Source organism: Catenisphaera adipataccumulans, from assembly GCF_014202755.1.
Classification (GTDB): domain Bacteria; phylum Bacillota_I; class Bacilli_A; order Erysipelotrichales; family Erysipelotrichaceae; genus Catenisphaera; species Catenisphaera adipataccumulans.
The window spans coordinates 89,889-109,822 of the sequence record NZ_JACHHK010000002.1 but is presented as its reverse complement, the minus strand read 5'-3'; the positions used below and the strand labels follow the sequence as shown (position 1 = coordinate 109,822).

Annotated in this window: 16 protein-coding genes; 5 read left to right on the top strand and 11 right to left on the bottom strand. The window is 46.9% G+C overall.

The window, feature by feature from the left end; all coding sequences use genetic code 11:
* Positions 1–94: 94 nt before the first annotated feature.
* The 4 genes from HNQ47_RS02610 to HNQ47_RS02595 are packed head-to-tail and all read right to left on the bottom strand — an operon-like array spanning position 95 to position 4,949.
* Positions 95–1,984, bottom strand: coding sequence for an extracellular solute-binding protein (locus HNQ47_RS02610; RefSeq protein WP_183327262.1), 1,890 nt, complete (start codon positions 1,982–1,984; stop codon positions 95–97).
* Complete coding sequence (locus HNQ47_RS02605) at positions 1,981–2,820, bottom strand: ABC transporter permease (protein WP_183327260.1); 840 nt, start codon at positions 2,818–2,820, stop codon at positions 1,981–1,983. The genes HNQ47_RS02610 and HNQ47_RS02605 overlap by 4 nt, the downstream gene beginning before the upstream one ends.
* Entirely contained in the window at positions 2,817–4,403 is a 1,587-nt protein-coding gene (locus tag HNQ47_RS02600; protein ID WP_183327258.1) for an ABC transporter ATP-binding protein, read from the bottom strand. The genes HNQ47_RS02605 and HNQ47_RS02600 overlap by 4 nt, the downstream gene beginning before the upstream one ends.
* A 12-nt stretch (positions 4,404–4,415) precedes the next feature.
* Positions 4,416–4,949, bottom strand: a complete 534-nt coding sequence (locus tag HNQ47_RS02595) for a helix-turn-helix domain-containing protein (protein ID WP_183327256.1) — start codon at positions 4,947–4,949, stop codon at positions 4,416–4,418.
* Between the two features lie 166 nt (positions 4,950–5,115).
* Between HNQ47_RS02595 and HNQ47_RS02590 the strand changes: the two genes are divergently transcribed.
* The gene (locus HNQ47_RS02590; RefSeq protein WP_183327254.1) at positions 5,116–5,640 is read left to right on the top strand and encodes a hypothetical protein; all 525 of its coding nucleotides are present in this window, start codon (positions 5,116–5,118) and stop codon (positions 5,638–5,640) included.
* A 12-nt stretch (positions 5,641–5,652) separates the two neighbouring features.
* On the opposite strand, the gene HNQ47_RS02585 is transcribed toward HNQ47_RS02590, so the two are convergent.
* From HNQ47_RS02585 to HNQ47_RS02565, 5 genes are all read right to left on the bottom strand, one after another.
* The gene (locus HNQ47_RS02585; RefSeq protein WP_183327252.1) at positions 5,653–6,501 is read right to left on the bottom strand and encodes a patatin-like phospholipase family protein; all 849 of its coding nucleotides are present in this window, start codon (positions 6,499–6,501) and stop codon (positions 5,653–5,655) included.
* A 79-nt stretch (positions 6,502–6,580) separates the two neighbouring features.
* A complete protein-coding gene (locus tag HNQ47_RS02580) occupies positions 6,581–6,886 on the bottom strand; it encodes a PTS sugar transporter subunit IIB (protein WP_183327249.1) in 306 nt (101 codons plus the stop codon).
* A gap of 131 nt (positions 6,887–7,017) precedes the next feature.
* A complete protein-coding gene (gene malQ / locus HNQ47_RS02575) occupies positions 7,018–8,493 on the bottom strand; it encodes a 4-alpha-glucanotransferase (protein ID WP_183327248.1) in 1,476 nt (491 codons plus the stop codon).
* Positions 8,494–8,628: 135 nt separating this feature from the next.
* Positions 8,629–9,858 carry a pyridoxal phosphate-dependent aminotransferase gene (locus HNQ47_RS02570; RefSeq protein ID WP_183327246.1) on the bottom strand — a complete coding sequence of 410 codons (1,230 nt, stop codon included), beginning with the start codon at positions 9,856–9,858 and terminating at the stop codon, positions 8,629–8,631.
* Positions 9,855–10,949: a chorismate mutase gene (locus tag HNQ47_RS02565; RefSeq protein ID WP_183327244.1), complete on the bottom strand. Its 1,095-nt coding sequence runs from the start codon at positions 10,947–10,949 to the stop codon at positions 9,855–9,857. The genes HNQ47_RS02570 and HNQ47_RS02565 overlap by 4 nt, the downstream gene beginning before the upstream one ends.
* 138 nt (positions 10,950–11,087) lie before the next feature.
* Here HNQ47_RS02565 and aroB point away from each other — a divergent pair, with 138 nt between their 5' ends.
* The 4 genes from aroB to HNQ47_RS02545 are packed head-to-tail and all read left to right on the top strand — an operon-like array spanning position 11,088 to position 15,280.
* Positions 11,088–12,101: a 3-dehydroquinate synthase gene (aroB, locus tag HNQ47_RS02560; RefSeq protein ID WP_183327242.1), complete on the top strand. Its 1,014-nt coding sequence runs from the start codon at positions 11,088–11,090 to the stop codon at positions 12,099–12,101.
* A complete protein-coding gene (gene aroC / locus HNQ47_RS02555) occupies positions 12,091–13,200 on the top strand; it encodes a chorismate synthase (RefSeq protein WP_183327240.1) in 1,110 nt (369 codons plus the stop codon). Before aroB ends, aroC begins: the two co-directional genes overlap by 11 nt.
* Positions 13,191–14,447, top strand: coding sequence for a 3-phosphoshikimate 1-carboxyvinyltransferase (gene aroA, locus HNQ47_RS02550; RefSeq protein ID WP_183327238.1), 1,257 nt, complete (start codon positions 13,191–13,193; stop codon positions 14,445–14,447). Before aroC ends, aroA begins: the two co-directional genes overlap by 10 nt.
* Positions 14,444–15,280: a prephenate dehydrogenase gene (locus HNQ47_RS02545; RefSeq protein ID WP_183327236.1), complete on the top strand. Its 837-nt coding sequence runs from the start codon at positions 14,444–14,446 to the stop codon at positions 15,278–15,280. Before aroA ends, HNQ47_RS02545 begins: the two co-directional genes overlap by 4 nt.
* Before the next feature lie 488 nt (positions 15,281–15,768).
* Here the strand turns inward: HNQ47_RS02545 and HNQ47_RS02540 are convergent, their stop codons facing one another.
* Together HNQ47_RS02540 and HNQ47_RS02535 are read right to left on the bottom strand one after the other, a co-directional pair.
* On the bottom strand, positions 15,769–16,710 hold the full coding sequence (locus HNQ47_RS02540; RefSeq protein ID WP_183327234.1) for a site-specific integrase: 942 nt from the start codon (positions 16,708–16,710) through the stop codon (positions 15,769–15,771).
* Positions 16,711–16,759: 49 nt separating this feature from the next.
* The gene (locus HNQ47_RS02535; RefSeq protein WP_183327232.1) at positions 16,760–19,933 is read right to left on the bottom strand and encodes a type I restriction endonuclease subunit R, EcoR124 family; all 3,174 of its coding nucleotides are present in this window, start codon (positions 19,931–19,933) and stop codon (positions 16,760–16,762) included.
* Position 19,934 lies beyond the last annotated feature (1 nt).

Sequence of the window (19,934 nt, the reverse complement as noted above, 5' to 3'; positions counted from 1 at the left end):
TATTTTATTTTAACATGAATTTAACATCAATATTTTTTTCTTTACAAACATTTTACATAATAAAACGGCTCCTTAACAGAGCCGTTACATATTCTTAATCCGCGTTGCTTGCGGCAATCTTTACGTCTGACCACAAATCTGCAATTTCCTTGCGTGTTTTATCATTGTATTCAAAGACTTCATCGGCCGCATAATCGGTACGCGGCGTATAGGCGTTGATGCCTTTGAAATCGTGCGTGCTCAAGTATTTTTCCACTTTCTGATTCGGTGAAGTATAACCGACATAAAGGGAATTGGCTTCGGCTGCCTCATAACTGTTGATATAGTTCATGAACGCATAAGCCAGATCCTTGTTGGATGCCCCTTTAGGAATGACCATCGCATCCACCCAAATGTTCGTACCGCTTTTCGGCATGTAGAAGCCCATGTTCTTGTTTTCTGACATGATGTAGGTTGCATCGCCGGAATAGATCAGTCCCAATGCCTTGCGTCCTTGGGCCATGTTGTCGATGATCTCATCCGTCACGATTTCCGGATCCATCGTTTCCACGCATTGTTTGAGCCAGTCGTACGCCTTGGTCAGTTCTTCATGACTCTCTGTATTCATCGAATAGCCCAGAGCTTTCAATGCCATCATGAATGAATCCCGCTCAGAATCGTATAAATAAATATCAGACTTGTATTTCGTATCCAGGAAAATATTATAGCCTTCTTTTTCCAGGTCTTCACGGTCGACCTTGGTTTTATCATATACGATGCCGACACTGCCCCAGAAATACGGGACCGAATAAACATTGCCCGGATCATAGGCAACATCCAGAATATATGGATTCATCTTTTTCAAGGTCTTTTTGACCTTGGAACGATCCAGTTTTTCCAGCCGGCCTTCATCTTTCAGACGCTGGATCATATAGTCGCTTGGGATCAGAAGATCATACTGTTCGCCGTTGGCGACTTTAATATACATCTGCTCGTTGGAATCAAAGTTATCGATCACGACCTTAGCACCGGTCTGGGCTTCAAATTCTGAGACCACATCGTTGTCGATGTATTCTCCCGGCATATAAATGCGCAGTGTCTGGCCGGCATACGGCAGGCTGCTGCTCTGATGGATACCGAAGTAGGAAATCAGCACGGCAGCTGCCAAGGCGCAGATACCGCCGATCTTCCAGCCTCGGGAAGAACGGCTTTCGATACGATCGCCTTTGTGCTTTTCCCGGATGACCGGTATAACGTTGATCACGATCAATAAGATCGTCACCAGTACGACCACGACCGTACTGATCGCATTGACGCTCGGATTGACCCGCTTGCTCATGGTATAGACCATGATGCTCAAGTTCTTGATGCCCTTGCCGGTGACAAAGTAGCTGATGATAAAATCATCGAACGACATCGTAAAAGCGATCAAGGCACCGGAAACAATGCCCGGCATGATCTCCGGCACGATGACTTTTGTGATGGCCTGCATCGGGGTCGCTCCCAGATCCAGTGCCGCATCGGCCAGATTCGGATCGAGCGATCGGACCTTGGGCATGACGCTTAACATCACGTACGGAATACAGAAGGCGATATGCGCCAGCAGCAGGGTCAGAAAGCCTTTCTCGATCTGAAAGGTGATAAACAAAAGCATCAATCCAATGGCCGTTACGATATCTGGGTTCATCAGCGGAAAATCGTTGACCTGTGAGATGAACCGGCGCATCCGTTTGCCGGATTGTGAAAGGCCAATGGCCGTCAGCGTTCCGATCAGCGTTGAAATGATCGTCGCCAGGACCGCAATGATGATCGTGATGTACAGCGACTCCATCATGCTGTGGTTCTTCAGCATCGCATCATACCAGCGCAGGGAGAAGCCCGTGAAATGCGTCAGTGACTTACTGTCGTTGAAGGAAAAAATGATCATGAACAAGATCGGCAGATAGAAAAACAACAACGACAGCACCAACAACGTCCGCCCGCTGAAACGTCTTTTTTCGTTCATGAGCGGTCCTCCTGCACGGCGGATTTCTTTTCCGCTTTGCGTACGAGCATCATCAAAAGCATCATGATCAACGCAATGATCACACTGATCGCCGAACCGAAGTTCCATTCACCGACCGTGATGAACTGGTTCTCGATGACATTGCCGATCAGGAAGAACTGGCCGCCGCCCAACAGTTTCGGAATGAAAAAGGACGAAACCGACGGCAGAAAGACTAACGCGATCCCGCTGACCACGCCCGGCATGGAAAGCGGAAAGGTGACCCGCCAAAACGTCTGGGCCCGGTTGGCACCGAGGTCCGCAGCCGCTTCGATCAAGGAATTGTCCATCTTGCTTAAGGAGGTATGGATCTGCAGGATCATGAACGGCAGAAAGTTGTAGACCATACCGATGAGCACTGCGGTCCGGGTATAGAGGATCTGCACATCGTGAAAACCGATCAAGCTCAGGAACTGTACCAGAACGCCGTCATTGCTCAAAATGCCGATCCAGGCATTGGTCCGCACCAGCATGTTGATCCACATCGGCAGCGTGATCAATAAGATCAGCAGATTCTGCCGCTTTTCATCACAGCGCGCAATATAGTAAGCGATCGGATACCCCAACAATAAACAGATGATCGTCGTTTCCAGGGCGATGGATAACGAACGCCAGAGGATCAGCAGAAAGTCCGGATCGGTAAAAAAGCGCACATAGTGTTCCAGGGTCAGCCGAAATGGGATGATCGTATTGCCGGAGGTGATGACCGAATAAAATACGATCAATAGCATCGGCAGCAGAAGCATGAGAATGCTCCAGATCAAATAAGGCAAAGCCAGCTGCTGCATCTTTTTCATGAGTTGAACCCCATCTTTTCCATCACATGGATATCTTCCGGATAGAACATCAAACCGACTTCCTTGCCTTCCGGGACATAATCGGTCGTATGGATCTTAAATTCCCGGCCGGCCGTCGAGAACGTCACACGGTAGACACCTTCCTTGATGTGCTCCTGATCAAAATCATAATCCACGGACAAGTCCACGCTTTCATCTTCGTCGCTGATCTTCCATGCCTGGGCATTGGCCCACAGCTTCAGATCGGTCTCCAGCGCCATCGATTCCTGGATCTCATCCACGGTCTTGAAGAAGTTGAACGCACTGATGGCTTCGTCCGCTTTCTTGTTTTCCACCACGCGCTGATCGATGACCCAGATCTTACGGGTGATCGAGGTATCGTTGGCGGTCGCAAAGCGCACGCTGTATTCGCCGATCTCCCGTTTCAGATCGGTATCGATGGTCGTGATCGAGATATATTCATCGGTTTCCGGATCCCAGGCCTGCGCATCCGCACGGGCGATGATCTCCTTCTCATCGATGTCCTGCATATCTTCCAGGTCGAGGTAAAAATCGTTGGCGCTGATCTTCTCCTTGCCGTCTTCGCTGGTGATCGCAAAGTTGCTGCGGACATGCATATTGACCGTGACCGTGGTGCCCGGTACGGTTTCGACCATGATCTCATAGTGCACCCCTTTAAATAAGACCGAAAGCACCTCACCGGTCAGTTTGCCCTGTTCCTTGGGCACGATGTCAATGTCTTCCGGACGGATGATCACATCCACACGTTCGTTTTCCTTGAAACCTTTATCGACACAGTCAAAGACCGTATCGTCAAAGAAAACTTTTTCATCCGCCACCATGCGTCCTGGGATGATGTTGCTTTCGCCGATGAAGCGGGCAACATAATGATTGACCGGTTCGTTGTAGATCTCCTCCGGCGTACCGACCTGCTGGATCTCGCCGTCTTTCATGACCACGATCTTATCGCTCATGGTCAGGGCTTCTTCCTGATCATGGGTAACGAAAATAAACGTGATGCCGACTTCCTGCTGGATGCGTTTCAGCTCATACTGCATTTCTTTGCGCAGTTTCAGATCCAGCGCGCCCAATGGTTCATCGAGCAGCAGGACCCGCGGTTCGTTGACCAGGGCACGGGCAATGGCCACGCGCTGCTGCTGGCCGCCGGACATCAGCGTGACGTTCTTTTTCTCAAAGCCTTCCAGTCCGATCAGCTTTAACATTTTCATCACCTTCTGGTCGATGACATCCTTGCTCATTTTTTTGATATTCAGACCGAAGGCAATGTTGTCGTAGACATTCAAGTGCGGAAACAGCGCATACCGCTGAAAGACGGTGTTCAGTTCGCGCTTGTAAGCCGGCACTTGGGCAATATCCTCACCATTAAAAATGACCTGTCCCGCGGTCGGTTCCAGAAAACCGCCCAGAATGCGCAGCAGCGTGGTCTTGCCGCAGCCGCTGGGCCCGAGCAGCGTCACAAATTCATTTTCATATATATCCAGATCAATTCCCTTTAAAACTTGTTGGTCATCGAAGTTTTTGACAATGTGTCGGAATTGAATGATCTTCTTTTTTTCTTCCATTTTCCTCTCTCCTTAAAACATCGGCGGGTTGGTGACCCATAAAACCTTGGCCTCCCGCTTGCCGGAATTTTTCAAATAATGGGACCGGCTGGCCGAAAAATAAAACGTTTCGTGAGACCGGACGGTCAGCGTCTGGTTCTCTGTGCAGATTTGGATCGTTCCCTGCAGGACATAACCGAATTCTTCTCCTTTGAAAGCCGGGATCGTTTCGCTGCAGCACTGCGGCTGCAGTTTCAGCAGGATCGGTTCCATGGCATTTTTCTGCGCATTGGGAACGATCCAGGTGACGGTTCGGCCGTCCTGTTCGTTGACAAAGTAATCCTCCTTGCCGAAGACGAGCTGTTCCGGTTCTGCTTCATGAAAAAAATCCGACAGATTGGTCCCCAGCGCTTCAAGAATGTCCTCTAAGGTCGATACGCTCGGGCTGGTCAGGTCGCGTTCCAGCTGGGATAAAAAGCCTTTGGTCAGTTCCGAACGGGCTGCCAGCTCTTCCAACGTGAGACCATTCTGCAGACGCAGGGCCTTGATTTTTTTGCCAAGTTCCATAAAGCTCCTTTCTGTTTTATTTTTTAAACTTTTTGTTCATTTAAATAAACCATGGATATTATACAGGATATGGCATAAAGTGCAAGAGCGTTCTGTGCAATTTTTTACTTGATTTTTTTCACGGTCCGGCTAATATGGAGGATACACGCAAAGGGGGGAAGGGTCCATGGAAGAAAGTAATATTGATAAAGAATTTCTGCAGCGGTTAGTGCCGATGACCGTAGAACTATTTGAAGGCTTTGATTCCGAGCAGCTGATGAACATGCTTTCGACGCAGATCATTGCCGGTGATAACGTTGCGCTGGTCCTGCTGAATGATCTGCCGAAGGAAACGTTAGATAACGTGTCCGTTTACTTAGGCAACGCACTGCGCTGTGCGATGATGAACATCTTATGCATCGAGGCCGTGCTGAAAGAGCGGGATCTGCTCACAAGTTTTTATCGCAAACGTCCTTTCGTCGACTATGTCAACGGCAAGCTGAAATACTTTGAAGATTATCGGGATCATCTGGCCAACTGGATGGTGGCCAATGATGAGGGCAAGCTGAACGAAGCGAAAAGGGCCAAGGTCGACCGCCGGCTCAAAACAAAATACGAGAAACAGGGCCGCGATATCACGCCCTATCTGAATTCGACGTATATGCGCCGATGGAATGAACTGTTCCCGGAAGATGTAGCGGGTTCGGCATAAAAAAATGAGCGATCACTCGCTCAGAAATTGTTTCATTTTTTCAACCTGGCGTTTGCCTTCGGCCTTGCCGATCTTGTAGACACGTTTCATCTCTTCCGGATCGTGTTCGATCGAGCCGATCTGCAGCGGCCGCGGCGGCCGGACGACAAATGCCTGCCCGGTCTGTTCCAGCTGCCGGATATAAGCCATGGTTTGATTATAAGCCACATGACGGTGTTCCAGCTTTTTGAAGACTTCCGGATAATTATGCAGCGCATGTTTCAGCAGTTTCTGATGATCCTGCGGTTCTTTCACATAGGCAGCCGGCTGAGTCAGAATGATGACATTTTTCCGGTAGCCGATGGATTCAAAGTAATGCGCCGGGACCGAGTCGGAGATCCCGCCGTCCAACAGATCATAACCATCGATATGCACCGGATGGGAAACCACGGGCATGGAAGCGGAAGCCCGGATCCAGTCCAGATCCTGTTCGGTGCCTTTGACCAGTTTATGGTAAACCGGTTTGGCCGTATGGGCATCGGTGCAGACAACATAGAATTCCATCGGGTTTTTACGGAACGTCTGGAAATCAAAGACATCCAAATGTGCGGGCAGTTCCTTGTAGCAGAAATCCGCACCATATAAATCGCCCGTCAGCAGCCAAGAGCGCCAGCTGCAGTAGCGCCATTCGTCCGCAAAGCGGATGTTATAGCGGATGGTGCGGCCGATTTGTTTCGATTTATAGTTGCATCCAAAAGCAGCGCCGGCCGATACGCCGATGGCGCCGTCAAAATCAATGCCGTTTTCCATCATGACGTCCATGACCCCGGCACTGAATAAGCCGCGCATGGCGCCTCCCTCTAATATCAATCCTTTTCTCATATAATCGATTGTAAAAGGTTCTGCAGGAAAGTCAAGCGGTGAATTTCGCAAAATAAAAAGGCCATTTGGCCTTTTTTCATTATCCGATCACAAATTGATCCTCTGTCTGTTCAAATACTTTTTCGATTTTCGGTCTCAGTTCCTTCATCGACATGATCTGATCCAATTCCACGCGGCGCGGGAATTTCTCGAACTGCGGTGCTAATTCTTTCGCGATCACGTAAACGGTATTTTCTTCCGGTTCCAAACCTTCGATCTTGGCATGTTCTACCGTGATGCCCTTTTTACCGAGTTCTTTCATTACTTTTTCAACATTCATTTGTACCATCATCGAGCTGCCGACACCCGAACCGCAGACACAAATGAATTTTTTGATTTCTGCCATGTTTAAACCTCCTCGCATAATATCAATGTTACTTTTATTATAAGGCTATTTTTTCAGTGAATAAAACCCTTTTTTGCATTATTTTCAAAATATGAGCAAAACATGAAAAAAGCCCGAATTTCGGGCTTTTATCAACGTCCTGCATTCTCTACCCAGTCTTTGGTGTTGGCCACCAGTGCCGGGAAGGTCTTGAAATCTTTCAGTTTCCACGTCCAGTTTTTGTCACTGATCGTACCAGGCGTATTGATGCGCGCTTCTTCTTTGTAGCCGCAGATATCCCAGATCGGCAGGATCACCGTATCGGCCTCGCTGTCCAGCGCAAAGTGGCAGACCAGCTCATTGAATTTACGGTGCGTATAGCCGCGCTTCTTGAAGAACCGGCGCAGGCTGATCCGTTTATTGTTTGAAAAAGATTGATAGGCCTGGCAGACCGTTTCATTGTCATGTGTGCCGGTATATAGGACAATGTGCTCCGGCAGCGGTTTTTTCAATACTTTGCTTTCGAGCTTGAAAAGCAGCAGTTCCATGCCCGGAATGCCGAATTCGCGTTCCAGCGCATACAATTCCGGACGCAGCTGATCACCTAGATCCTCGGCCACCATTTGGATGCCCGGGCAGGCATCGATGATCGCCCGCAGCAGATTTTCTCCCGGTGATTCGATCCATTCGCCTTCTACTGCGGTCGGGCAGGAAGAAGGGATCTTCCAATAGGTATCGAAAGCACGGAAATGATCGATGCGGATCATGTCGCAGCACCGGCTCATCCAGCGCATGCGGCGGGTCCAGAACGAAAAGTCATTGTTGATCTGGTGCTCAAAGTTGTAGACGGGCATGCCCCAGCGTTGGCCGTCGGCGCTGAAATAATCCGGCGGACAGCCGGCAACGAAAGAGGCGTTGCCTTCGCGGTCAATCATGAAATCCTCGCGGTTGGTCCACATATCGGCACTGTCCAGATCGACATAGAACGGAATATCTCCCATGACTTCCAGACCGCGGGAATGAGCATACATCACGATGTCATCGAACTGCTTGTAGAAGATGTACTGCAGAAATTTAATGTAAAACAGCTCATCTTCGTAATCGCGCAGATCCACCGCGCTTTTATCATATGGCCATTGTTTGTATTCTTCGTCCCACTGGGTCCAGTCTTTGCCTTCGTGCAGATCATGGAACAGCTGGAACACGGCCCAGTCATCGAGCCAGAAGGCGCTTTGTTTAAAGGCATGGTAATCGTCTTTGAAGGCGTCAAATTCCTTTTTAAAGCTATGGAAAGCCCGGCGGAAGTATTTTTCTTTGAATGTGCGGACCTTATCATAGTCGACAAAGTTTTTAAATTTATTACAATTGACGATCGAGCTTTGCGTGATCAGTCCCATTTCGCTCAGACGGTCAATATTGATGTAAATCGGGTCACCGGCAAAGCTGGATAAAGTCTGGTACGGCGAATGCGTCGGTCCGGTCACTTGCAGCGGCAGGATCTGCCAGATCTTATAGCCGGCATCGGCGATGATATCGATCATTTTTTCTGTTTTGGTTCCGAAATCACCGATTCCTTGATTGGAAGGAATGGAAAAAACAGGACACAATATGCCTGCACGTCTCTCCATTTTGTTTCTGTTCTCCTTATTTGTTATCCCTTTCATTTATCCTATTTTAGCATATTTCTTATTGTTTTCCTATATGGAGATGACACAATCGGACTAGATGCAAAAAAGCCGCCGGGATCCGGCGGCATCGCTTCTTTATTGAACCGTGTCCAGAATTTTCTTCATCTTGGCAGCCAGGCCTTGGCACTGGCTGACCGGCAGCGAACAGACCGCTACCCGGATGCCTTGGTTGACCTTGACCGTATAAATATGGTTGGCCATCAAGGCTTCATGATACGCATCACGGGTCTTATTGTCCATATTCAGCGTAACGAAGAATCCTTCTTTATATGGATAATGGCTCAGGCCGACTTCATCGGCTTCCTTGATGAAGGTGCTGCTGCGTTTCTGCAGAAGATCGACATATTTCTGGCGCTCGGCATTGTATTCCTCCGGCTTGTTGTCGAGAACATCGACAAACATGGCCATGGCACCGTTGTTGATGTTGGACCAGGTCGCCCGGGCATCTTTCGCAAAAACCGTCACGATTTCGTCGATGGTTTTTTGCTGCTGTGCCAGCAGGATCGCTGCCCCGCAGCGCAGACCATAGCTGGTCATCGATTTCGACAGGCTGTATGCCACTTCCACAACGACATTGTCGCTGATTTTGTCAAATGCGCGGAAGTACTTCTTCGCTGCCTTCTGACCGTACGCAAAATCGATATAGGCGACATCGTTGATCAATACGACCGATACGCTTTTTGCGCATTCATTCATGATCTCGACAACTTTTGCCCACTCCTCATCGGTCAGTGAATAACCGGTCGGGTTATGGCACGGGGAGTTGATCACGATCACCAATTTATTCTGACGGACCATGACCTTCTCACAGACTTCCTTGAAGGATTTCAGATTAAATGCATCGCCGTCAAACATTTCATAGGTTTCGATGTTCAAGTTGTCCATCTGCGCCATTAATTTATAAGAACCCCACGCGATGTTCGGCAGAATGATGGTTTCGCCTGCTTCCAGGAATTCATCGATGCCCATTGCCACCGCACCGGTTCCGCCCGGTGTTGCCACTACATCGTGTGCCAGCGAACTGTTGCCGTCCAGGCCCCAGTCGTACATATGTTCTTTGAAGTCCGGGTTGCCGGTAAAGCTGGAGGCGTATTTGGCCAGTACGCGGTTATCCATGTTTTTTAATGAATCATAGACCGTATCCAGCGCCACCAATTTTCCGTCTTCTCCGTATAGAGAACCGATGGTCGCGTCGACCACATGTTCCGGTCCGTTTAGTTCCTTGTCTTCTTTGGCCTTTGCGGCAATCGCAAAGACGGCGTCTGCCAATGGCTGACGGTTCACACTCTCTTTCAAAAAGCTCATTCTTTTTCATCCTTCCTCTCGCCGATGATCGGGTATGTCCCCAATGCTTTGTATGACTCGCACATCGGTTTTAATTCTTTCAGACACTTTCGGGTATTTTCCGCATCCGCGCTGCCGTCCATTTCAATAAAGAAGAAATACTCAAACGGGCGGCCTTTGATCGGCCGGGACTGAATACTGTCCATGTTCAGTCCGTATTTCGCAATGATCTCAATGATCCGGGCCAGTGATCCGCTGGTGTGCTTGATCGTGAAGAGAATGCTGAAATGCTCACCATTCATCAGCGGTTCCCGTCCAATGATCACAAAGCGCGTGGTATTTTCAGGATTTTCTTCGATCCCTTCCGCCAGGATCTCCAGATTGTACAGATCGGCGTTTTCTCGGGCGCCGATGGCTGCTTTGTGGATGTCCTGTTCATCGGCCACATAGCGTGCGGCCAATGCGGTGTTTGGATACGCTACGGTCTGTACCTGCAGCGGCTTCAAAAATTTTTGTGCCTGTGCCAATGCCTGATCTTTCGAATAGACATACTGCACATCTTTCAAGGTGGCGCCGGGAACGCCCAGTAAGCACTGTTTGATTCTTTGGTCGGCCATTTCATGAATGTATACCGGGTATTTCATCAACGCGTCCAGCACTTCTCCGACCAAGCCGGAGTTGTTGTTTTCAAATGGAATGACACCGTACTGCGCTTCGCGGTTGACCACAGCCTGAAAGACGTCGTCAAACGATTTGCAGGAGCGCATCGGATGACCCGGGAACAAGCGTTCGCTGACCATATGGGCAAAGGCACCTTTCACGCCCGCATATGCCACGATGTCCTGTGACATCAAGGTCTGCTGGTAACGGCGTGAATTGCTCATCACATCTTTCATAAATTCCCGATAAAACGGCAGATAATCCGGATTGGTGATGTACTGCGTGTTCTTTTCGATCACGCGCTGTTCACGCTTGGCATCCAGGATCGGCAGGCCGTTGGCTTTCTTATAGTGCAGAACGTCGCGGGCAGCGTCCATGCGCTGCTGATAAAGATCTGCCATTTGGCGGTCGATCACATCGATGCGGTGCCGTGCTTCTTCCAGTTGGTTCATAGCTCACCTCTGCTCATAATCATACCACAAGTTTCATTTTTCTGAAAAAAATTGCTTTGTTTTCATGGACTTTATTTACATTTTTTCGTCTTTTTGTCACTTCATGGTAAAATCGAACTGATAAGGAGCAATAAAATTATGAAAATGGTCGTTCATTTGGATAAAAACTCGTATCCGATCGTCCTGGAGCGCGGTGTGCTGACACATATCGGCGATTTCTTGGATGTACAGCGCAAAGTCGCGCTGATCACAGAAAGCGGTGTGCCGGAAAAATGGGTGGAATTGATCCGGAAACAGCTTCCGGACGGACTGGTATTGACTTTCCCGGAAGGGGAAGGTTCGAAATGTTTTACACAGTATGAAAATCTTTTGAAACAATTGATCGATGCGCATTTCACGCGTAAAGATGCCGTAATTGCTTTAGGCGGCGGCGTGACCGGCGATCTGGCCGGATTTGTGGCATCAAGCTATATGCGCGGCATCGATTTCTATAATTTGCCGACCACAGTATTATCGCAGGTGGATTCCAGTGTCGGCGGCAAAGTAGCGATCGACGTGGGTGCGGTCAAAAATATCGTCGGCGCCTTTTATCAGCCGAAGGCCGTACTGATCGATCCGGATGTTCTCCAGACGCTGCCGCAGCGTCAGATCAACAATGGTTTGATGGAAGCGTTGAAAACTGGTTTGATCCAGGATCCGGAATTGTTCCGCCTGTTTGAAAGCGATGATCGATGCATCGATGCGATCATCGAACATTCCATCGACGTGAAACGTCGGGTCGTGGAGCAGGATGAAAAAGAAAGCGGTCTGCGCAAGTGTCTGAATTTTGGTCATACGATCGGTCATGCGATCGAAGGTGCCTATGGCCTGAATACCTATCTGCACGGCGAGTGCGTCGCAATGGGCATGTTGTTCATGATCGAAAATGCTGCTTTGAAAAAGCAGGTGCTCACGATCTATGAGAAGCTGCATATCCCGCCGGTGCCGGACTATGATGTCGATGTACTGATGGATTTTATTGCGCACGATAAGAAAAATAATGCGGGTTCGGTGACGGTGGTCCTGGTCAAGGAGCTGGGTTCCTTTGTATTGGAGCAATGGTCCTTCGATCAGGTGCGTGCTGTCTTGGAAAGGGGTCCTTATGAAGAATAATATTGGAACAAATATTTCCCTGACCGTATTCGGGGAAAGTCACGGGCCGCAGATCGGCGCCGTCCTGGATGGACTGCCGGCTGGTTTTGCGGTGGATGAAGACCGCATCGCGGCAGATATGGAAAAGCGCAGGGCCAAGGGACGCATCTCTACTCAGCGCCATGAAGCCGATGAAGTGCATATCGTCTCCGGCTATTTCAATGGCTATACGACCGGAACGGCTTTGACCATCTTGATCAACAATAGCAATACACGTTCGAAAGATTATGAAAAAACCAAGAACCGATTACGCCCAGGGCATGCGGATTATACCGCTTTTGAGAAGTACCATGGTTTTCAGGACTATCGGGGCGGCGGCCACTTCTCCGGCCGGCTGACGGCCTGCCTGGTCGCTGCGGGAAGTATCTGCCGGCAGATCCTGGAACAAAAAGGTGTTTTCATCGGATCCCATATGGAGCAGCTTTACTCGATCCATGACGATGTTTTTTCGGATGATCTGGAAACATTAAAAGAACAAATCGATTTGATGAATCATCGTGAATTTGCGGTCTTGAATACCGAGGTCGGCAGACAGATGAAAGAAAAGATCGAAGCCGTTGCTTCCCAAGGGGATTCATTGGGCGGCATTTTGGAGACCGCCGTCATCGGCCTGCCGACCGGGATCGGTGAACCGATGTTTGATTCGGTGGAAAGCGTATTAAGCCATTTATTGTTTTCGGTGCCGGCCGTCAAAGGCGTTTCATTCGGTCTGGGATTTGGTTTTGCGAAAGTCAAAGGCTCGCAGGGCAACGATGATTTCCATGCCGATCCGTATGGACACATCACGACCATGACCAATCACAATGCGGGCATCAACGGCGGCATCACCAACGGCATGCCGATCGTGATCCATACCGTGATCAAGCCGACGGCATCCATCTATCAGCCGCAGCCATCGGTCGACTATCAGACAAGAGAAAATGTGACGCTGCAGATCGAAGGGCGGCACGATCCATGCATCGTACACCGGGCCCGCGTCGTCGTGGATTCCGTTGTGGCCTTCGGCCTGCTGGATCTATGGATGTCCAAAAAAGCGACGGAGGACTGGGTATGCGCGTAAAAGTCCTGCCGGGTGCCCTGCAGGGTACCGTATCGATCCCTTCGTCTAAATCATTGACCCATCGGGCCATCATCTGCGCATCGCTTGCCAAAGGAACAAGCGTCGTCGATCATATTACGTTTTCAAAAGATATTGACGCAACCATCGCATGCATGCGCAATTTGGGTGCTAAGATCACGGTAAAAGAAGATGCTTGTACGATCCAGGGGACCGATGTCCGCCAAGTCGCAGGTGAGATCACATGTGATTGTTCCGAATCGGGCTCCACGCTGCGTTTCTTGATCCCGATTGCCGCCTTATCCGATGCGAATGTTACATTCATCGGGCATGGCCGGTTGATGCAGCGTCCGATGACCGTATACAAGGAAATCTTTCAGGCGCAGCATCTGCGCTTTGAACAAGACCAGACGATCCGTCTGCGCGGTCCTCTGCAGGCACGGTCCTTTGCCGTGCAGGGAGATATCTCCAGTCAGTTCATATCCGGCCTTTTATTTGCGCTGCCGCTGTTGGAACAAGACAGCACCATTGAAATCCTCCCACCGTATGAGTCCGCCTCATATGTAAATTTGACAACGGACAGTTTGGCATCATTCGGGATCACGGTCCATCATCCATCCCCGCTGGTCTATCAGATCCCGGGCGGCCAGTCTTATCAGGCGGCCCATGTATCGGTGGAAGGTGATGCCTCCCAGATGGCATTTTATGCGGTGGAGGCAGCCATTCAGTCCTCGCTGACGTGCGCGCATATCGATCCGCACAGTCATCAGGGCGATCAAGTCATCCTGGATTTTGTCAAAGCAGCCGGCGCCGATGTCCAGGGAACGACGATCACGCACCAGTCGCTGCAGGCGCAGACGATGGATATTGCGGATTGCCCGGATCTAGGACCGATCCTCTGCGTGCTGGCCGCTTATTGTCCGGGCACAAGCCGGATCATTCACGCCCGCCGTCTCCGGATGAAGGAAAGCGACCGCATTGCGGCCATGGAACAGGAACTGCGTAAATGGGGCGTGCAGATTTCCAGCACGGAAGATGAAATCACGATCACTGGCAAAGCGGAATACCATAAAACAGAGCCAGTCCGGATCGACGGACATAACGATCATCGCATCGTGATGGCGATGACAATATTTGGCTTGTGCGCCAAAAGTCCAAGCATCATCGAAGGCGCCGAAGCCATCGAGAAATCGTATCCTGATTTCTTTACGGATATCAAACATTTGAACGGAAAGGTGGAAATACTATGATTTACGGAATAGTCGGTTTGGGTTTGATGGGCGGCAGTTATGCGAAACGGCTGACCGATCAGGACGAGACCGTCATTGGGTTTGCGCGGCGGCAGGCAACGGTTGATTATGCGGTCAATCATCATATGGTGGCCAAAGGCACGCTGCAGGCGGATAAATATTTAAAGGACTGCGATATCGTGGTGCTGGCATTGTATCCGACGCAGATCAAGCCGTGGATTGAGGAACATCAAAATGCTTTGAAACCAGGCTGTCTGTTGATGGATATCAGCGGTGTGAAGTCGAATATCATCGTACCTTGTCAAGACGTACTGCGTGAAGATTGCGAATTGATCAGTACCCACCCGATGTGCGGCCGCGAATCCCAGGGAATCGAATATTCGGATCCGACGATTTTCGACGGTGCTAATTTCATCGTGGTGCCGACCGAGAAGAATTCCCAAAAAGCGATCGATACAGCCAAGGCGCTGGGCGCAAAGCTGGGCTGTACATATATTGCCCAGCTGACCATGGAACAGCACGACCGGATGATCGCCTTTCTGTCGCAGCTGACCCATATCATCGCGGTCAGCTTGATGAATACGCATGAGACCAAAGATCTGGTCAAGTATACGGGAGACAGTTTCCGCGACCTGACAAGGATCGCGACGATCAATGCGGAAATGTGGACCGAGCTGTTCTTGTTGAATAAGGATATCCTGCTGGATGAGACCAATCAGTTTATCGACACGATCTCGCATTTCCGAGACGCTTTGGCCAATGAGGATGCCGATGAGATGAAACGCTTGTTCCGGCAGTCCAGTGCCCGTCATGAAGTATTTATCCGGAAATAATAGCGTTCAGCTATAGATATATTTTATATCTGCTTATTCATTCCCTAAAAAAATGTGTAAAGTACTTACACATTTTTTTATATTGAATTGTGCGAACTATATCCTTTGTGATATGATTTCATCAGCATATGATAGTAAAAGGCGTTGCGGCGATTCCCAAACATACTGAGACCAGCTCACGTTGCGCAGTGACGTTTTTCGCATCATTGCCGGAAGCTCATAAGACCTAGTCTTAGCTTTCTAATTACGGAGCTGCCGCCTCTCACACGAAACAAAGGCAGCTTCTTTTTATTTTAAAACGAGTGGGATTATTACATACCCACTCGCTTTATATGTGTTTATATTGAAGTATGATCTGAATCAAATTTAGTGGAAAGACTTCTTTTCATTTCAGTTCATCGAAAGTATGCAGATCAATATTTTTCTTTATACAGACCCTCATCAGTGTTATATTTTATTCTACTCGAAAACGATTCAATTCAACAACGTTAAACAAGATTAGCTAACGAACGCATAACCAGGTCTATGTCCTGATTTTCCAATTCTTGAATTATATGAAGATACGTTTTTTGTGTTGTAGTCATACTGGCATGTCCCAGTCTGCGTGCAACACTACCGATTGATACTCCGGCAAACAACAATATAGATGCATGCGTATGACGCAATCCGTGTACTGTAATTACTGGTATATTTAACTTTTTACAGTACCGTTCTAAAATTCCGTTGATCGTTGCATTATAAATTTTTGCGTATTCTTCTCCTTTTTTAATAAATATTGGTTCTTCTGGGTTCATGTTTTTGGTCAGTTGTGCAAATTGCATCACTGTTTGCCAATCGATTTGAATCTTTCTAACGGATGATTTATTTTTTGTCGGCAAAAATCCTCCGCCGCCTTTATAATTCCAAGTTTTGTTTACGGACACTGTTTGATGTGCGAAATCAAAATCATTAGGTGTCAAGGCCAGAGCTTCCGAAAAACGCATGCCCGTTTTTGCGATCAACAGTAAAAACCAGTCCCAATTTACTTCATCACTAAGGTTTAAATTGGACAATAAGGTATGCAGTTCAAACTGATTGATATACTTTATTTTCTTATTTTTCGGCGTTTTTCCTTTAATAATTACTTTTCGTGTTGGATCTCTTTTAATTAGGCCTTCATCCACAGCATCAATAATGGCACCCTTTAACTGGTGATGAAAATCCATTGTCGTCTGTCGTTCATGATCTTTTGCATATTCATTAATAAGCTGTTGATATAAGATCCTGGACATGTCGCAGAGCTTTACATCAGGAATAAGTTTCTTCAGCCATGCATGTGTCATTTTATACTTAGCCAGAGTGACTTCCCGTATGGCACCTTCTTTGTACATTTGAACCCATTGTTCGTAATAATCCACAAATAAATCGGTTGTTTTCGTTTCCTTTAACATATATGTGACCTCCTCATTTTACACTGATGAAAGTCACATATATGAGGCTCTATTTTTTATTCTTTTCTGGATCTGGTATATCGATTCCGCCAGATAATATAAAGTCCCTCAGCAAATCATCCACGCGATTGTTCACTCTGAAGTTTGGCAATCTTTTGCCTTCAACAGCTGTAAAATATTCTTGTGCGTCTTCTTTTACAACTGTCGCTTTTAAAGCATCAAATCGGCCATATTCGTTTAGGTTTTTTTCTGTCACGTGTGAATCCAATAAGGTGAATACTTTCTTTTCTGATACGCCTAAATATTTATGCAGACGATGGACTTGTTCTCTTTTCATATTGGTAGCATACATTGTAATGTAATCCTGAAAGCGCAGTCCCTCCTGCAGTTCAACATCACCTGTTTGTACATCGTGCAAAAACAAATTTGCATATTGTTGGTCTTCTTGTGATAGGAATGCGAATGACTTGTGCAGTTCTTCTAAAGTTTGTTCCAGTTCTTCTTCTGTCACATTTGGCTGAGCCAGCTTTTTCAACCATTTTTCGAAGCGGGAATTCATGTAATTATAATCAATGACACCGGTATTTTGTTCTGTTAAGTATGGATCGATTTCAAATGTTACATCTTCTGCAGCGCTCGATCCATCTCCATCGTTTCGAAGTTCTTTATAACGTGCCAATAATATTTTATAGTCTTTTTCCGGTACTTCGAAAGACACTGTACCGATTTTTTCACCTTCTTCATTGATTTCGTCATATTCTTTGTTTTGCCAGTTGAATCCTTGAATCTGCGCTGCCTGATAATATGTAGAAAATTGCCGGAATAACTGGGCAAATTTAACCTTTTCAGCATGTTCTTGTGGCAATTTCAACATTTCAGGTTCTCCGGCATTTTTAAACACTAAAATCATATCTTTATAAGATAGATTCATATGTCTGATATTGTCAGCTAAATGATCCGCAAATAATCCCATTGGACGATCTCCGGAATACAATTTTACCGCGTTTTCAATATTGCGTTTCATTGTATGAGGCCGACGATAATATCGAATCGAACCGAACGGTTTTTCATTAATATTAAATAAACGATTGGTCCGCGAAAATGCTTGAATCAAATTCTGATAAACTAATTCTTTATCCAGATACAATGTATTGATCCATTTTGAATCAAATCCGGTCAATAATTGGTTCACAACAATCACAAGCTCTAATTGATGCACCATATCGACACGCTCATAAGGACGTTTATGTGCCAGGCGGGCCGCAACATCTTTTTTAAACATACCGTAACGTCCAATATCAAAATTTTGTTCAAATGCTTCATTATAGTCTTCAAGCATTTCTTTGATGCCGTCTTCTTTTGCCAATGAAATATGACCATGCTTATTATCAATTGTCGGGTCAAACACACAGGTTGTTTTTAACCATGGCGCACATTCCTTAAATTTTCTATAATACTGAACCGCTTCCGGAATACTGCTCGTCGCAAAAATGGCATGAAACTTATGATTTCGGCTCATTGTCATCCAATTATCAACAATATCTTTCACAACGGCATTTTGGTAATCATCCGATTCATATTGTTCTCTCGGTAAATAATCTTCGATTCCTTTATGATATTTACCGTCATCTCCCTGATAGCCTGCCATCGGCACTTCCGCATTGGACATAAAATGATAAAAAACTCTCTCTTTTTTTGGATCTCCCATGACCTCATCGATGTCGCTGGCTTTTGCCTGCTCTAATGCAACTGCTTCACGTAATTCTTTATCGTTGTAGACCATCACCATCGTTGGATCAAAACCCAAAACATTCTTATCTCGAATACCATCCGCAATGCTATATCGATGCAGTTCATTTCCGAAAACATCTGCAGTCGTGCTTAAAGCTTTTTCATTTTCTTCGAATACTGGCGTACCAGTAAAACCAAAGAATAAAGCATTCGGAAATGTTTGTTTGATGGTGCTCAGCATCTGTCCAAATGTAGATCGATGGCACTCATCAATAATAAATACAATGCGTTTTGATTTCATATCTTCAATGTCTTTCGCACGCATTTTCCCCTCAGCATCTTCTTTGATATTGCTCATTTTCTGAATGGAAGATACGATCAGAGTGTCTTTTGGATTTATACTTTTCAGTTTACTAATCAACGCGATAGTATCTTCTGTTTCCTGTACATCGTCCGCATTGTCCGCAAAAGCACGATACTCTTTTAATGACTGTGTTCCCAGTTCGATACGGTCCATAAGGAAAACAACTTTATCCGCATTATGTGATGAAGCGATCAACTGTGCGGATTTAAAGGAAGTCATTGTCTTCCCAGATCCAGTCGTATGCCAAATATAACCGCCCAACTGATTGTGATCATTCCAGTCATTTTTAGCAACACGGTCTGAAATTCTATTTGCCGCATAATATTGATAACTTCTCAGCACCTTCAATACGCCGTCAGAATCATCCGCAACTGTGTAATACCCAATTAGCTGATGAGCCTGTGGTATGGATAAAAATGCCTCTGAAAGAGAACGCCAATCATTAATCGGTTCATTATTAAAATCTTCCCAGTGAAAATAAAAATCAGGATTGAATCGACCATCCGGTCCAGGGTTCGCAAAATAAACCATCTCTTCTGGATTCATTGCCACAAAAACCTGCACAAGTGAAAATAAGCCAGTGAATACACCTTCATGTGCATATTTCTCAATCTGATGACATGCTTCCATTACTGGGACTCCGCTTCGTTTCAATTCAATATGAAACAGCGGCATTCCGTTGATCAAAAGCATCAAATCGCCACGTCGATCCTGAAGCGTCTTATCTTGTCTAGGGAAAACAGGTTGTTCAGCAATTTGGTAAATGCTTCGTCCTCCTGCAATCTCTTTTCTGTCGTATATTTTTAGACTGACTTCTTTTCCATAATGCTGTGTATCATTGGGATTTTTTCTGATAATTGATACCGAATTTCCATTTACAAACCCGTTTAATGCTAAAGGAGTCCGTAAAGATCGGATCTGTTCAAGCAATTGATCCATCTCTTCCGGTATCAATGGTACATGATTAAGACGATCTATATCCTGATTATTCTTATATAAAATATTCGCCCAATTTTGAATAAGCTGCTCCTCTGTTGGGTGGTATATAACTTCCTTTTCCCATCCATTACTCTGAAGTGCAGTAATTAAAGCTTTCTCAAACTCCAGTTCTTTCTCAAATCCAATCATA

Bases quoted from the DNA above. Each gene is read 5' to 3' on its own strand.
- HNQ47_RS02610 (WP_183327262.1), bottom strand. From the start codon at position 1,984: ATGAACGAAAAAAGACGTTTCAGCGGGCGGACGTTGTTGGTGCTGTCG.
- aroB (WP_183327242.1), top strand. From the start codon at position 11,088: ATGAAAATGGTCGTTCATTTGGATAAAAACTCGTATCCGATCGTCCTG.
- HNQ47_RS02605 (WP_183327260.1), bottom strand. From the start codon at position 2,820: ATGAAAAAGATGCAGCAGCTGGCTTTGCCTTATTTGATCTGGAGCATT.
- HNQ47_RS02570 (WP_183327246.1), bottom strand. From the start codon at position 9,858: ATGAGCTTTTTGAAAGAGAGTGTGAACCGTCAGCCATTGGCAGACGCC.
- HNQ47_RS02540 (WP_183327234.1), bottom strand. From the start codon at position 16,710: ATGTTAAAGGAAACGAAAACAACCGATTTATTTGTGGATTATTACGAA.
- HNQ47_RS02585 (WP_183327252.1), bottom strand. From the start codon at position 6,501: ATGAGAAAAGGATTGATATTAGAGGGAGGCGCCATGCGCGGCTTATTC.
- HNQ47_RS02580 (WP_183327249.1), bottom strand. From the start codon at position 6,886: ATGGCAGAAATCAAAAAATTCATTTGTGTCTGCGGTTCGGGTGTCGGC.
- HNQ47_RS02545 (WP_183327236.1), top strand. From the start codon at position 14,444: ATGATTTACGGAATAGTCGGTTTGGGTTTGATGGGCGGCAGTTATGCG.
- HNQ47_RS02565 (WP_183327244.1), bottom strand. From the start codon at position 10,949: ATGAACCAACTGGAAGAAGCACGGCACCGCATCGATGTGATCGACCGC.
- HNQ47_RS02595 (WP_183327256.1), bottom strand. From the start codon at position 4,949: ATGGAACTTGGCAAAAAAATCAAGGCCCTGCGTCTGCAGAATGGTCTC.
- HNQ47_RS02535 (WP_183327232.1), bottom strand. From the start codon at position 19,933: ATGATTGGATTTGAGAAAGAACTGGAGTTTGAGAAAGCTTTAATTACT.
- HNQ47_RS02590 (WP_183327254.1), top strand. From the start codon at position 5,116: ATGGAAGAAAGTAATATTGATAAAGAATTTCTGCAGCGGTTAGTGCCG.
- aroC (WP_183327240.1), top strand. From the start codon at position 12,091: ATGAAGAATAATATTGGAACAAATATTTCCCTGACCGTATTCGGGGAA.
- aroA (WP_183327238.1), top strand. From the start codon at position 13,191: ATGCGCGTAAAAGTCCTGCCGGGTGCCCTGCAGGGTACCGTATCGATC.
- HNQ47_RS02600 (WP_183327258.1), bottom strand. From the start codon at position 4,403: ATGGAAGAAAAAAAGAAGATCATTCAATTCCGACACATTGTCAAAAAC.
- malQ (WP_183327248.1), bottom strand. From the start codon at position 8,493: ATGGAGAGACGTGCAGGCATATTGTGTCCTGTTTTTTCCATTCCTTCC.